11 protein-coding genes and 1 riboswitch are annotated in these 14107 nt (G+C 41.5%); of the genes, 3 read left to right on the top strand and 8 right to left on the bottom strand.

What is annotated here, in order from left to right; genetic code table 11:
* Positions 1-9: 9 nt before the first annotated feature.
* Positions 10-1833 carry a bifunctional metallophosphatase/5'-nucleotidase gene (locus tag ACE1ET_RS01600; protein WP_375726606.1) on the top strand — a complete coding sequence of 608 codons (1824 nt, stop codon included), beginning with the start codon at positions 10-12 and terminating at the stop codon, positions 1831-1833.
* 15 nt (positions 1834-1848) lie between these two features.
* On the opposite strand, the gene ppk2 is transcribed toward ACE1ET_RS01600, so the two are convergent.
* The 5 genes from ppk2 to panC form a co-directional block, all read right to left on the bottom strand.
* Entirely contained in the window at positions 1849-2685 is an 837-nt protein-coding gene (gene ppk2, locus ACE1ET_RS01595) for a polyphosphate kinase 2 (protein WP_375726605.1), read from the bottom strand.
* Between the two features lie 111 nt (positions 2686-2796).
* Entirely contained in the window at positions 2797-4161 is a 1365-nt protein-coding gene (radA, locus tag ACE1ET_RS01590; RefSeq protein WP_375726604.1) for a DNA repair protein RadA, read from the bottom strand.
* 1 nt (position 4162) lies between these two features.
* Positions 4163-4657, bottom strand: a complete 495-nt coding sequence (gene rfaE2, locus ACE1ET_RS01585; protein WP_375726603.1) for a D-glycero-beta-D-manno-heptose 1-phosphate adenylyltransferase — start codon at positions 4655-4657, stop codon at positions 4163-4165.
* Between the two features lie 99 nt (positions 4658-4756).
* On the bottom strand, positions 4757-5116 hold the full coding sequence (panD, locus tag ACE1ET_RS01580) for an aspartate 1-decarboxylase (protein ID WP_438826943.1): 360 nt from the start codon (positions 5114-5116) through the stop codon (positions 4757-4759).
* A gap of 9 nt (positions 5117-5125) precedes the next feature.
* The gene (gene panC / locus ACE1ET_RS01575; protein ID WP_375726602.1) at positions 5126-5965 is read right to left on the bottom strand and encodes a pantoate--beta-alanine ligase; all 840 of its coding nucleotides are present in this window, start codon (positions 5963-5965) and stop codon (positions 5126-5128) included.
* 252 nt (positions 5966-6217) lie between these two features.
* On the opposite strand from panC, the gene ACE1ET_RS01570 reads away from it, so the two are divergent.
* Positions 6218-7777: a sugar transferase gene (locus ACE1ET_RS01570; protein ID WP_375726601.1), complete on the top strand. Its 1560-nt coding sequence runs from the start codon at positions 6218-6220 to the stop codon at positions 7775-7777.
* An 888-nt stretch (positions 7778-8665) separates the two neighbouring features.
* Here ACE1ET_RS01570 and ACE1ET_RS01565 read toward each other — a convergent pair.
* The 3 genes from ACE1ET_RS01565 to ACE1ET_RS01555 form a co-directional block, all read right to left on the bottom strand.
* Positions 8666-9304: a thiamine diphosphokinase gene (locus ACE1ET_RS01565; protein ID WP_375726600.1), complete on the bottom strand. Its 639-nt coding sequence runs from the start codon at positions 9302-9304 to the stop codon at positions 8666-8668.
* Positions 9291-9923 (bottom strand): nicotinamide riboside transporter PnuC, encoded by a 633-nt coding sequence (gene pnuC, locus ACE1ET_RS01560; RefSeq protein WP_375726599.1) that lies wholly within the window; start codon positions 9921-9923, stop codon positions 9291-9293. The genes ACE1ET_RS01565 and pnuC overlap by 14 nt, the downstream gene beginning before the upstream one ends.
* Before the next feature lie 185 nt (positions 9924-10108).
* On the bottom strand, positions 10109-12508 hold the full coding sequence (locus tag ACE1ET_RS01555) for a TonB-dependent receptor (RefSeq protein WP_375726598.1): 2400 nt from the start codon (positions 12506-12508) through the stop codon (positions 10109-10111).
* Positions 12509-12548: 40 nt separating this feature from the next.
* Positions 12549-12645: riboswitch (TPP riboswitch) on the bottom strand.
* A 214-nt stretch (positions 12646-12859) separates the two neighbouring features.
* Between ACE1ET_RS01555 and ACE1ET_RS01550 the strand changes: the two genes are divergently transcribed.
* Positions 12860-13516, top strand: coding sequence for a hypothetical protein (locus ACE1ET_RS01550; protein WP_375726597.1), 657 nt, complete (start codon positions 12860-12862; stop codon positions 13514-13516).
* The last annotated feature ends 591 nt before the right edge of the window (positions 13517-14107 follow it).

The following is a 14107-nucleotide window of genomic DNA, read 5'->3' as shown; positions in this document are numbered from 1 at the left end:
ACCACTGTTTTGAATATTAGCAAGTTAATATTATTATACCTGTTGTTTGCCGCCCCCATAATGGCGCAGGATCTTGTCATACTGCACACCAACGATCTGCATTCTCGTTTGAATGGATTTTCTCCTGAGTCAGAATATACACCTCTTACCGTTAATGATGATCCTACTATTGGCGGTTTTTCCCGAATAGCTTCTGTTATTGAAAATGAACGCAGGATAAATGAAGACAAGGTTCTGACCGTAGATGCGGGAGATTTTCTCATGGGAACCCTGTTTCATAATCTGGAACCGACAACCGGTTTTCAGTTATCATTAATGAAAAAAATGGGTTACGATGTTGTTGCTTTGGGAAACCATGAATTTGATTTCGGACCTGAAACACTTTCAGAAATCATACATAAAAGCACACAAAACGGTCCCATTCCTTATCTGACTTTATCAAATATTCATTTCTGCAAAGCATTGGACAAGGATAATTCTTTGGAAAAATTATACAAAGAAGATGTAATATCAAAACATAGGATTATTGAAAAAAACGGAGTCAGAATAGGTATATTCTCTCTGCTTGGTAAAGAAGCAGAAAAAGCGTCCGGCGGCGCCTTCCCTGTTACTTTCAAAAATTATATTAGATGTGCAAAACAGGAAGTGAAGTTACTGAAAGCACAAAATGTTGACTACATTATTGCGCTCTCCCACTCAGGCGTTACTCAGGATAAAGCCGGTAACTGGACCGGAGAGGACGTGGAACTGGCTCAAAAGGTTCCTGAAATCAATCTGATAATAAGTGGTCACAGCCACACCAAATTAAGAGAACCTCTATATGTTAACGGAACATATATCGCGCAGGTCGGATCATTTGGTTCAACAGTGGGTAAGATTGAAGTTTTTAATATTAAATCGAACCCGGAATATGTTTTTACTCCGACTGAAATAAATGACAATATCAAAGGAGACAGTGCCATTCAAATGGCAATTAACAAGCAGCAGGAACTCATAAAAAACACCATTTTAAATCCGCTTGGACTAAACTATGACCAGAAAATATTTGAAACTGATTTTCCTTTGTTACTCAATAAGTCCAACAGTCTGGAAGGAGGTAACCTGGGACCATTTGTTGCAGATGCCATACTCAACGAAACAAACCGTCTGAAGGGAGGTAACACGCATATTGCTCTGATTCCTGCAGGTATGATAAGGGGGAATATCTTGCCAGGGAATAAAGGATTGCTCACAACAGCTGATCTATTCAGCACATTATCGCTTGGTAGCGGAAATGACTCTGTTCCGGGCTATCCATTGGCCAGGGTATTTTTAACCGGAAAGGAACTAAAAAGAATTATGGAAGTACTGCTGATAGCCTATCAGTCGGGAGCATCACGGTACATGTACTATTCCGGTTTAAGGGCGACATATAATCCTGAAAAGTTCTATTTAAAACAGATACAAACCCTGGAAGTCAGAAACGAAGAGGGTGTTTTCAAGACCGTTGATTTGAATGACGAAAGGAAATTATATGGCCTTGTCGGCAACTCATATTTGCTAAGCTTTGTAAATATGGTAAAGAAAATGAGCTTTGGAGTGGTACAGATCACACCAAAAAATATTGATGGCACCCCTATTGATCAGATGTATGAAGCAGTTATTGATTTTGATCCTGTAAAACCAGGCATACAGGAAGGTAAAGAGTGGATTTCAGTCATCCATTTTAGCGAAACTTTTTCGGATATTGACAATAACGGTGTTCCCAATGTTCCGATAACCTACAAAGAAAAAATAAATCCTGTTTATACCTTAGAATCATTACCAAACGAACAAACCATAGTTGAGAAATAAGTTTTCAGTCCTTTTTCATGACTTTTCAGCATGCTTTTCATGTGTCTCCCGTTCCAGCATTTCACCAATGTAATCCGGAATAATGGTTTGCTCCTCAATAGGAGGCCTGATATAGGATTTGTTTTGTTGTTTGGGAGGCAGAGTTAGCTCCTCATATTCTATTTTTTTATAAGGAACCATGGTCAGAAGGTGGTGAATGCAATTCAGTCGTGCACGTTTTTTGCTGTCTGAAGGAATCACATACCATGGTGCCTGTTTAATATCAGTATAATCCATCATTTTATCTTTGGCCATGGAATACTCTACCCAGTGCTTACGCGATTCAAAATCCATTTTACTCACCTTCCAGCGCTTGGTTGGATCCTTAATGCGTGCCTGAAACCTTTTTTCCTGCTCTTCATCACTCACAGAGAACCAGTATTTAATAAGAATAATACCTGAACGCACCAGCATTTTTTCAAATTCAGGGCAGCTGCGTAAAAACTCCTGGTATTCATCGTCTGTACAGAAACCCATCACATGCTCCACTCCTGCCCGGTTATACCAACTGCGGTCAAACAGAACCATCTCTCCTTTTGCGGGCAGATGTGGCACATAACGCTGGAAATACCATTGTGTTTTTTCCCGTTCTGTAGGGATACCAAGCGCAATCACACGGCAGACACGGGGATTCAGTTTTTCGGTAATGCGTTTTATGGCACCACCTTTACCGGCAGCATCACGACCTTCGAATATTACCACAATCTTCAGTCCCTCCTGCTTAACCCATTCCTGCAGTTTTACAAGTTCAACCTGCAACTTAGCCAGTTCTCGATCATAAATTTTATGGGTAAGTTTTAATCCGGATTTCATGATACAGCGATTTAAGAGATGTAAGTATTTGTGTTCTATACAAATATACACCAATTATATCAGCATGTAAAGCAGAAAGTTTTGCAGATAAAATTCAGAATTGGCGGTATTCTATTTCTTCAGAATGGTTTTTAAAGCTTCCTCCACCCTTCCGGCTTCATAAACTTCAATACCTGACTTTTTAACAGATACATTTTTCAGGTTGCCTTTAGGAATAATAATCTTAGTAAATCCCAGTTTTTCTGCTTCCAGAATACGTTGCTCTATTCTGCCTACAGGACGGATTTCGCCGGAAAGCCCAATTTCACCTGTCAAACATACATCCGGTTGAATGACCATATCAATATTGGAAGATACAATGGCAGCCAGAATTGCCAGATCAATGGCAGGATCAGCCACTTTAAGACCACCGGCGATGTTCAGAAAAACATCCTTCGCAGCCAGTTTAAAGCCCACCCGTTTCTCCATCACCGCCAGTAGCATATTCAGGCGTCGTGTATCAAAACCGGTGGCCGAACGTTGTGGTGTACCGTAAGCTGCCGTACTCACAAGCCCCTGAACCTCGATCAACAAAGGCCGAATCCCCTCAACTGCAGCGGCAATGGCCACACCACTCAACCCTTTGTGTTCATTCATCAACAAAAATTCTGACGGATTTTCCACCTCACGCAAACCGGTATGCTGCATTTCGTAAATCCCCAGTTCAGATGTGCTTCCAAACCTGTTCTTAACCGAACGTAAAATACGGTACATGTGATTCCTGTCGCCTTCAAACTGCAATACGGTATCCACAATATGCTCCAGAACCTTTGGTCCGGCCAGACTTCCCTCCTTATTAATATGTCCGATAAGGAACACCGGAAGATTCTGTTCCTTGCTGTATCTGAGCAACATGGAAGCACATTCCCTCACCTGGGTCACACTCCCCGGAGAAGATTCCACCCGCTCTGTTGAAATGGTTTGAATGGAATCGATAATAAGCACATCCGGCTGTACATTCTTTATATGTGTGATGGCTTTTTCAAGCGAAGTTTCGCTCACCACATAACAGTTCTCTGTTCCGCCCTTCAGACGCTGTGCCCTTAATTTCAGTTGCTGAGCCGACTCTTCGCCGGATACATACAATATTTTTTTATTCGGAATGTTCAACGCTACCTGCAATACCAGGGTTGACTTGCCTATTCCCGGTTCACCACCAATAAGTACCATAGATCCCGGAACGAGACCTCCTCCCAGCACCCGGTTCAGCTCGCTGCTTCCGGTATCAATACGTGGTGCATCTTCTGCTCTGATATCACTAATTAAAAGTGGTTTTGAGTTGGATTCAACCAACCCGGAATGAACACTACCGGACGTTTTTGTCACAATCTCTTCCACGTAGGTATTCCATTGTCCGCAGGACGGACATTTTCCGATCCATTTTGGCGAATCCACACCACAATTCTGGCAGACATATACGGTTTTGGTTTTGGCCATCTTAAAATGCTTTTTTTATGCGATCTATTAATGCAGTGGTGGAATAGCCCTCAACCAGTTCCACTGTAATCACCTCACCTCCTTTCGCCATCACTACATCGTATCCGGCAATATCTTCTGGTTTATAATCATTTCCTTTCACCAGTATATCCGGCTGTAACAACTTTACCAGTTCATACGGTGTATCTTCATCGAATATCACCACAAGATCGATAAACGAGAACCCTGCCAGTAAAAACGCCCGGCTATCCTGATCCACCACTGGTCTTGCATTACCTTTTAAAAGGCTCACCGAAGCATCACTATTCAGTCCGATCACCAGTTTATCGCCCAAATCACGGGCACGGGCCAGGTAATCCACATGTCCCTTATGTACCAGATCAAAACACCCGTTTGAAAAGACCACTTTCAAACCCTTTTCTTCCCATTCGGAAACGGTTTGCCTTGCCTGATCCCAGGTTTGAATTTTTGAAACGATCTGTTCAGTCTGGTTCATACGACATAAATTTTGGTGGTAAAATGTTTACAACGGGTAAAGATAAAAAAACCGTTCCTTTTGAGAACGGTTCACAATATAATTATGTACTAATAATTTCTAATCGACGAGTTTGTTGGTTGCCGTGTCAGGAAAAATAAAGATTGGCTCATGTGTTTTAGCCTCTTCGAACGGCATTGATGCATAGGTAATAATAATAATTACATCTCCTACAGCCACTTTACGGGCTGCAGCGCCATTCAGACATATTTCACCTGATCCGCGTTCTCCTTTAATCACATATGTTTCAAAACGTTCGCCATTGGTGTTATTCACCACCTGTACTTTCTCGTGTGTAAGGATGTTCGCAGCATCCATCAAATCTTCATCTATCGTAATGCTACCAATGTAGTTCAGGTTTGCACCTGTAACCGATACATTGTGCAATTTTGATTTTACTACTTCGACATTCATTCCCATACCGCAAAGTTAATAGATAATATTATCAATTAAACGAATTTTGCCTGCAAAAACTGCTATACAGCCGATCAGTTGCTCATGTCCGTGCCACGAAGCGACCGGTTGTAAGTTATTTACATCTGATATTTCAAAGTATTCCACTTCCAGTTCCGGATCATCGTTTACATAATCCTTAACCCATTTTTTAACGGAATCAATATCCGTTATACTGGCCATTTGACGGGATTTAAACAATGCCTGCGAAATACGGACAGCGCTTTTTCGTTGTTGCCCTGTCAGTCGCACATTTCTGGAACTCATGGCGAGTCCGTCCGCTTCTCTTACAATAGCACAAGGGACAATCTCCACCTTATAGTTGTACTCACGCACCATAGCCTTAATAACGGCAAGTTGCTGAAAATCCTTTTCACCAAAATAAGCTTTATCAGGTTGAACTACATCAAACAACTTGCTGACTATCTGTGCTACTCCATTAAAATGACCTGGCCGGTGAGCACCTTCCATTACGCTCTCCAAAGATCCGAAGTTGAATTTTCGTGTATCCGGTTCAGGATACATCTCCTCTGCTTCGGGATTAAAAACCAGATCAACCCCTAAAGGTTCCATTAACTTCAGATCGTTTTCCAAAGTGCGGGGATATTTCTTTAAATCTTCGGGATTGTTAAACTGGGTCGGGTTTACAAAGATGCTTACTACTGTAAAACCGCAATCGTTTAAGCTACATTCAACCAATGATAAATGTCCCTTGTGTAAAGCCCCCATGGTAGGCACAAAACCTACACTTTTACCGACGCGTACAGCGCCATCAATAACGGAACGCAGTTCCCTTACCGTTTTTACTAATTTCATGTTCCAAAATATCGCTGCAAAGTAACAAAATTATATAATTACTCTAAAGCAATAAATGTGATATTCTGTTAAACGTACACATATACCCCTATTGTTTAATTAGTTACGTTCAATTAACAACAATTAAAAATAATTAATTATTAATTAAATTTAAACTAAGTAATAACATAAACTTAAATGTCTTCAATAAGCATAAAGAATTTACGTTTGTTAAGGTATAATAATTAATTTTGTGTGATAATTTTCTAAAAAATGGCGAAAGCTAATAGAAAGCAAGTCAGAAGAGGGTGGGCACTTTGGATAATTGACCTTTTAATATTGGTTATTGCATTCCTCTTCATTGCCAAACTAAAACCTGCAACAGTCAGAATCTACCTTCCGCGGTATTCTGATCCGTTTTATGTCTTCCTGGTTATCTGGAGTATAATTTCATTCGTTACAGGTAAATACTTTCTGATCCGAAAACTACGCCGCAAGGACTACCTTGTCATGATCCTGCTATCCAATGCAGTGATAACAGGTATCGTTTCTTTCGCTATTTATTTCCTCGGGTACTATAATTTCAGCCGTTTAATCGTCTACGGAACCATTGGAATGGCTACACTCATGGAGCTGTTCTTTGCCGCCATATACACCTATTATTTAAAGTTGAACCGAAAAGGATTCTACTACGAAGGTGAACCGGAGGGAAGGCTGCTTGAACCATTAAAAAGCAGGAAGGAACGAAAAAGGTTAAAGGAAGAGGCTGAAGCTAAAGAGATTGATGAAGATTCGGAACTGGATCAGACGCTGATAGAGGCCTCATCGCAGGAAGTTCATGATTTTATCGTGAAATATGTGGATCTGAATTCGCCAAAAACAGTACTGTTTTCAACAACCACGCTATTTAACATTCAAAAGCTTAAACGAAACAATGCCGAAGCCATTATTAACCTTAAGCGCATTAATGATGTGCGGCACCTAAATACCTTTTTCAGAACGGTTAATGAACGCCTGATTGAGGGCGGAACTTACATATTGAATGCGGAAACAGCAGAAGAGCGCAGAAGGCGGCTCATAGCCAAATATCCGCCGGTTATTAATTACATTTATTTATCATTGGATTACCTTCTGAAACGCGTTGCTCCCAAAATAAAAGCAACCCGCTGGCTTTACTTCCTGATTACGCGAGGCAATAACCGCGTACTAACGCATGTAGAGATACTTGGCCGTCTTTATTACAGTGGGTTTGAACTGATACGTGAAAAGGAAATTGAGGGCCGTTCCTACCTGATCATGAATAAAAAAGGTGCTCCTAAAAATAATTCCAATCCTTCCTATGGTCCGCTGATCCGTCTTCGCAGGCAGGGGAAAGATGGTAAAACCATTGGGGTATATAAATTTAGAACCATGTATCCCTACTCTGAATTTTTGCAGGAATACATATTTAACCTGAACAACCTGCAGGAAGGTGGCAAGATAAAGGATGATTTCCGTGTGAGCCCGATGGGTAAATTTTTGCGTAAAGTATGGCTGGATGAATTTCCGATGATCCTGAACCTGCTTAGAGGGCAATTAAAAATTGTGGGTGTAAGGCCACTGAGTGCACACTATTTCAGTCTGTATTCCGATGAATTAAAGGAAAAACGCACTACCGTAAAACCAGGACTGATTCCGCCCTTTTACGCCGATATGCCAGAGACCCTGGAAGAAATCCAGCAGTCTGAATTACGCTACATTGAAGCCTACCAAAAGTCTCCTTTAAAAACCGACTGGAGCTATTTCTGGAAAGCCTTGGGAAATATTGTTCTGAACCGGGCAAGATCAGCATAGTCAATTACGAATTAGGAATGAGGAATTTCTGAACAAACGGTATTAAGATTCGGATCATATTGGAATTAGGAGTTTTGTCTGCGTAAATCTGCGAGAAACAATAACCTGACTCACCCCGGTTCTGACAGTCAGAGAGAACGCAATATCCGCCCCTCTCTATCCTAAAGGACAAAGAGGGGATTCCTGAACTACATCGATAGCATAAACAAATAATGAATTAAAGATTTATCAGCTATGGTACAGTGGCCGACAAGTGCCATAGCGGGATATTCAATAATATTGCGCGGCCATGATTTACATTTCATATACATTTTGCTACCATACTGACACTCCTTCGGAGTTTTGTCCGCGGAAATCAGCGTAAACATCAGCGTACATCTGCGAGAAACTTTTAGAATCGTTACTTCGATACATTCTGATTTAATACCGGAACACTCAGTAACCGGGATTCAATAATCTGTGCCATCTGTGGTAAAAATTAGCCTCGGAGAGGCGAAAGTATGTTCGACTAAGAAGACCATAATTAAAACAGAGGGCCGTAGGTCCCGAAACATATTTAATTTCCTTGCATTGATCCACCGTATCCAATAGCCGACAAGAACAACAACCGGAAATTGCTTTATTCTGCGCGGACATGAATTACATTTCATATACATTCTGCTACCATACTGACACTCCTTCGGAGTTGTGTCCGCTGTAATCAGCGTAAACATCAGCGTATATCTGCGAGAAACTTTTTCAAATCGTTAGCCGTGAATAGTTACTTCGATACTTTCCGGTTTGATACCGGAGCACTCAGTAACCGGAAACCCTTTGTCTTATCAACTTGCGGGAAATATTAATATGGTAATTTATCTGCGGTATTCTGCGCAATCAGCGGGAAAAAATTTAAAAAGCCCTGAATACTACTAAAGCACCGCCTGCAAATTCAATCCGAAAAGAGGTTCCAAGTGCTTCGTTTAAGGTGCCTTCCCACAAATTTTTCAGCACATAATCGTTTAATGAATATTTAAGATCGTGCAATGTGATGGCAGGATTACCCATGACAGAGAATAAGGAGACCTGTTGCGCTTTGAAAGAACCAAATATTGTCGTCTCATAAACCGGATTAAAAATGCCGTAATCCGACACCATCTGTAGTTGCAGTTTTTGTCCGTGTTCAGCCAGAAGTCCGATGTTCCCCATTGTATGATCTTCCCGTAAGCCGGTGGCACCCAGTATCACCACCTTGTCCAATCCCAGCTCCAGAGCTTTGTTAACGGCTTTTGTAAGATCGTTGGTCAGTTGATCGGCAGATGATGAGATGATGGATTCAAAGCGGCGTTTGAACTGTTCCGGCAGCGAATCCATGTCGCCCACAATATAATCGGGTTGTAACTCGTGTTCCAGCAACTTTACCGTAGCACCGTCACAACATATAATGGTTGATGCCTGATGTAAATATTCCAGTACCCGTTGTGATTCCGGAAACGATCCGTCCGCCAGAATCACCGGAACACCCGGTTTTAAATCCTCAATCTGCTGCATGTTCAAACTGTTTGTCATAATCCCTACGCCATCTATAATAGCCTACTATGGCGAGCACTGTATAAAAGAAAAAGAGCACCACCGTAGGATATAATCCTTTATAGATATAAAGCCCCAAAGATACAGCATTCACCAGGATCCACACCAGCCATTGCTCCAGAATTTTCCTCGCCAGCATCCAGGTGGCGGTAATGCTCAGCGCTGTGGTAAAGGCATCCCAGTAAGGCACCGGTGAGTCTGTCCAGGAAACCAAAACATAAGCAATCACAATAAAAACAGGAATCGTCACGCCAAGTAATGTTAATGCCAGCCGTGTTGTTATCCGGCTTACCGGCAACTCTTCACTCACTACCTCATTCTCACTCTGTTCCTCACTCTCTTTCCTCTTTCCTCCTTTCATCCAATAATACCACCCGTAAATGCTGATGACCACATAATACACATTCAATCCCATATCCGCATAAAACTTGGCACTGAAAAAGATGAAGATGTAAAAAGCAGACGTAAGAATTCCCAGTGGCCAGAGCAGCTTATTTTGTTTTATCTCAAACCAGAGATAGAGTATCCCAAGCAGTGCACCGGTTATTTCTACATAATTTTTTATGATCCAGTCTAACATAGAATCAATTACGAATTAGGAATTACGAAATATAAATGAACAACGAAAAGTGAAGAATGAACAATTGTTTTAGTGACGCGTGACAAGTTACTTGTAACAATTGTAACCTGTCACCCGTAACCTGTCACTTTAAATCCTCCGGCCTTCTTGCGAAGTCCACCTCCTTTTGAAAAAGGAGGACGTACCTAGAACCTGAGTACCAATTTTGCTGCATAATTCCTGCCTGCCTGTGGGAAATAGTATTTCCAGGTATATTCGGTTCCCTGCTCATACCAGTTTCCACCATAGGCATTATTGCTGTACATGGCATCGTACACATTATTGACCAGAAACTGTGCACTCAGTTTCATCTTCCATACATCAAAAGTACCAACATCCAAACGGACATTCATAAAATGATATGCATCAATAGCGCGGTCCTCGCTCATGGTATTGTCAAAATACTGTTTGCCCACGTATTTATTGATCAGATGCAATGCAATTTTTTGACCTGCATTGATCGTTAAATCACTACCGGCAATTACCGATGGAGAATAGGAAATATCGGTATTACCCAATTGTCTTGTCTGGATAAATTCATTCCAATCCGCATCGTAAGCCTCAGCATACTCCACATAATCAATAATCTTATTCCGGCTGAGCGTTGCATTGGCCTCCCACGACAACTGCTTAACCGGCTGTATCTTCCAGCCCAGTTCCACGCCCAGACGATAGCTCTTATCCACGTTGGTCATAATGGGATACCCCACACTGTTCAGCTCACCGGTATTGACCAGCTGATCCTTGTAATTCATGTAATACAGGTTGACGTTGGCCGCGGCCTTTTCCGACGACCATACCGCTCCAGCCTCTGTATCGTAAAGCCTTTCCGGCGTAGGAATATCGTTACCTCCGGCCTTGGTAGCATCTTTCAGATCGGCTCTTGCCGGTTCACGGTTCGCCGTAGCAAAAGATCCGTAAAACCGGATATCGTTGAGTTTATACGACAATCCGAACTTGGGATTAAAAAAGGTCCAGTTATGCGACTGATCCACCAAAACGAGGTCATCATCCGGTCCTTCCATGTCGTATTTTATGTTGCGCAACTGCAGATCTTCAAAGACCCAAAAATTCTCCAGAAGCTGATATTCAGCTTTGGCAAACACGTTAAAATCCTTTTTAAGACCGGTATTGCGGTACCATTCCATGTTCACATCCTGATCGCCGTCACGCAGCCATTTTATCAGTCCGTAATGGTCGCCATCGTAGTTGGTGTAGGCTGAACCAAAGGTCATGCGCGATTTTTTACCCTGGTAAATCAACGAAGCATTGGCGCCGTAGAAGCTGTTATCGAGCCACTTCTGACGGATCAGATCGGTAGAACTGCTCAGCTCAGAAAAACCGTAATCTGCCAGATCTTCACCAGCCTGATACTGCTGGTAGTATCCTTTGCCTGTCGTCAGATGAACCGCCGCATTCAGACTGAGTTTTTCACTGAAGGCATGGTTGCCCATCAGCTGGTAATGGTTCTGCCAGTAATTATCGGTCTGACCATCGTAATATTGTATGTTGCCGGCATCATCCACGTACTCTCCTGCAGGATTAAAGCGACGGTTGGTAGCCAGCGAATCGGAAGGCACGCCCCACCAGGTAATACCGGTATGCTCCTCTCCGATCAGTACGATGGCTTTTAGCAGCGTCTTGTCATTCCGCCATCCTGCCGATGCAAAAAAAGACTGATGATCTGTAAATCCACGTTCAATATAACCATCGGAATTTAATTTGCTGAAACGCACATCTACATTGAACCCGTTCTTGAGGAGTCCGGTTCCCGCCATAACCGTATTTTTAAATGTATTGAACGAACCGCCCATACCCTGATACTCAAAGTACGGTTTCGGTTCAACCCCTAAGGTGGTAAAGTTGACCGATGCACCAAAGGCAGCGGCACCGTTGGTTGAGGTTCCCACACCGCGTTGCACCTGAATGTTCTGCACAGACGACGCAAAATCCGGCATATTCACCCAGAACACACCCTGCGATTCACTGTCGTTCAGCGGCACACCGTTCACCGTAACGTTGATGCGGGAAATATCGGTTCCGCGAATCCTGAAACTGGAATACCCAAACCCGGTTCCATTTTCCGAAGTAGACACAACGGACGGCAGCATCTGAAGCAAGGTTGGCATATCGGCTGCCACATTCTTCTCCTCCAGTTCCTGCTGATCCACATTGCTGTGCGCAAACGGACTGGAATTACCAGCCTTAATGGCCGTCACCAGCAACTCATCCATGGTCACCAGCGAAGATGTCATGGTAATCATCACCCGGGGATTGTCTCCCTCTTTAAGTGTGACCGTGCCGGTCACTTTTTCGTATCCCACAAAAGATACCAGATAAGTGTAGGTTCCGGGCTCCGAAAGCTTCAGGGAAAACTCGCCCTTTTCGTCTGCTACCGTTCCAAGCCTGCTGTTTTCAATCTGAACAGCCGCACCCAAAACAGGTTCTCCGCTTTGGTCTACTACCTTACCGTTAAACACACTCGTCTGACCATAAACCACCACCGAAGTCAGAAGCAGGATGGCCATTGCCAATAAATTTTTCATGAAAAACACAATTTTTTAGTTAATAAAAAACTATGTGAAATGTGGGTTTACTCCGATTCCCTTCGCCGGCACTACCCGGATCAGGTTCAAAGGGTTTGATCTCAGCCCGTATTATTAAGGCACCCCCATCACACTATCGCCGCAAAAGTAGAAATTAATTAGGAATTACAAATGAGGAATTAGAAATTATTCTTTAATTTAGAATACAAGTATTAATTTAATCACTTGATAATATGAGCTATAAATATAAAAACAATCGATACCATGTACTACTTTTGTAAATTATAAATAATACGTATTTTCGTAAAGTTATTTGACCTAATCAACCATTAAAACCTTAAATATAAATAAATGAACGAATTAAAAATTACCGCACTTTACGTTATTCTGTTGTCTATTATCTCTTGTACTGGTAAGCAAAACTCGAAGAATGAAGTGCAACAAATAAATGATTCAACCACCATAATTAAAAATGATATTCCCGTAGCCTTTGAAGATGAAGGTTTTATTGCGGAAGCAAAATCATTTTCAAGATTTGGGAAATACAATAGTAATATTATAGACAAGTTGTTTGAAGATTACCTTAAGAATGATGAAGAACTTGATCAAATGATTCAAACATTTCAATCTTTACAAACTGAATATGAAAAGCCTGAAGCTCTCATTAATGCTTATATGAGCAATAATAACGACTATTATCAAGCCGTTTTAAATATGTTGGAGTTTGTAAGAGATGAGGACACTGTCATTTGTGATTTGGTGCTTAAAAAGGTCTATAACAGCAAGAAAAATTTTGAGAAACAACGGGATCGATTTAAAAATTTGCAGGATGAAAAAAAACAACTACTGGAATCCTGGGATACTTATCTTACGGTTGTCAAAGCATTAAAAACACTTGAAATGGTTGAGAAATATCAAAAAACTGAGAGCGTTGATCCAAAATCCTTCATTAAAATAATGAACGAACAAAAAGAACAAATAAAACAGATAAAAAGCCAGGTGAAATAGTAAGGTTTATACATTATGAACGACCTCCTCTCCAACAAGCAAGCCCAACGGCTTCAATTCCATCTGAAATGAGGAAGTAGGTTACTGAGTTTATCGAGGCAGGGTGTTAAACCGCTATAGGATGGTTTTAAAACGACTCCCCCCGGTTCATATTAAAACCGAACGTTACCTATACACTGTTCTCATTCACGACTGCATCGTGACAAAGAGGAATAGTCCAAATTAATAAATCTGTCAGTACCGGTTGGACTCCGAATGGAGTCCTATATTTGTAGCAATCAGTGACGTTACAAACGTGTGACTCCGGATGGAGTCAAACATTACGTGCCGGGTTATCACCGAATGAATTTGCCGGTATTGTAAATTTCATATGTCTATTGTACGCAGGATCACTAAGCGTTCAGTATCTGCTTTGATGTTAATAAAATTGATGGCCAAATTTAAAATGTAATTATATCAAGACCCTATAAATAGACGTCTCTAAACCTAGTACATTTTTTTAGTCACCGGGTGATTATTTAAAAACGTATAAGTATTCACCCGGTGACTAAAAACCGATCCTTCATTTTTGTTGTACTGATTAATAAAATT

It is taken from the genome of Quyinboa mangrovi (assembly GCF_042219825.1).
Taxonomy (GTDB): Bacteria; Bacteroidota; Bacteroidia; order Bacteroidales; family UBA5342; genus JBHJHP01.
This window is presented reverse-complemented; position numbering and strand designations above follow the sequence as displayed.

What these genes read in the sequence shown, in the direction of transcription:
- ACE1ET_RS01550 (WP_375726597.1), top strand. Translation starts at nt 12,860, where the DNA reads ATGAACGAATTAAAAATTACCGCACTTTACGTTATTCTGTTGTCTATT.
- radA (WP_375726604.1), bottom strand. Translation starts at nt 4,161, where the DNA reads ATGGCCAAAACCAAAACCGTATATGTCTGCCAGAATTGTGGTGTGGAT.
- ACE1ET_RS01570 (WP_375726601.1), top strand. Translation starts at nt 6,218, where the DNA reads ATGGCGAAAGCTAATAGAAAGCAAGTCAGAAGAGGGTGGGCACTTTGG.
- rfaE2 (WP_375726603.1), bottom strand. Translation starts at nt 4,657, where the DNA reads ATGAACCAGACTGAACAGATCGTTTCAAAAATTCAAACCTGGGATCAG.
- pnuC (WP_375726599.1), bottom strand. Translation starts at nt 9,923, where the DNA reads ATGTTAGACTGGATCATAAAAAATTATGTAGAAATAACCGGTGCACTG.
- panC (WP_375726602.1), bottom strand. Translation starts at nt 5,965, where the DNA reads ATGAAATTAGTAAAAACGGTAAGGGAACTGCGTTCCGTTATTGATGGC.
- ACE1ET_RS01555 (WP_375726598.1), bottom strand. Translation starts at nt 12,508, where the DNA reads ATGAAAAATTTATTGGCAATGGCCATCCTGCTTCTGACTTCGGTGGTG.
- ACE1ET_RS01565 (WP_375726600.1), bottom strand. Translation starts at nt 9,304, where the DNA reads ATGCAGCAGATTGAGGATTTAAAACCGGGTGTTCCGGTGATTCTGGCG.
- panD (WP_438826943.1), bottom strand. Translation starts at nt 5,116, where the DNA reads ATGGGAATGAATGTCGAAGTAGTAAAATCAAAATTGCACAATGTATCG.
- ppk2 (WP_375726605.1), bottom strand. Translation starts at nt 2,685, where the DNA reads ATGAAATCCGGATTAAAACTTACCCATAAAATTTATGATCGAGAACTG.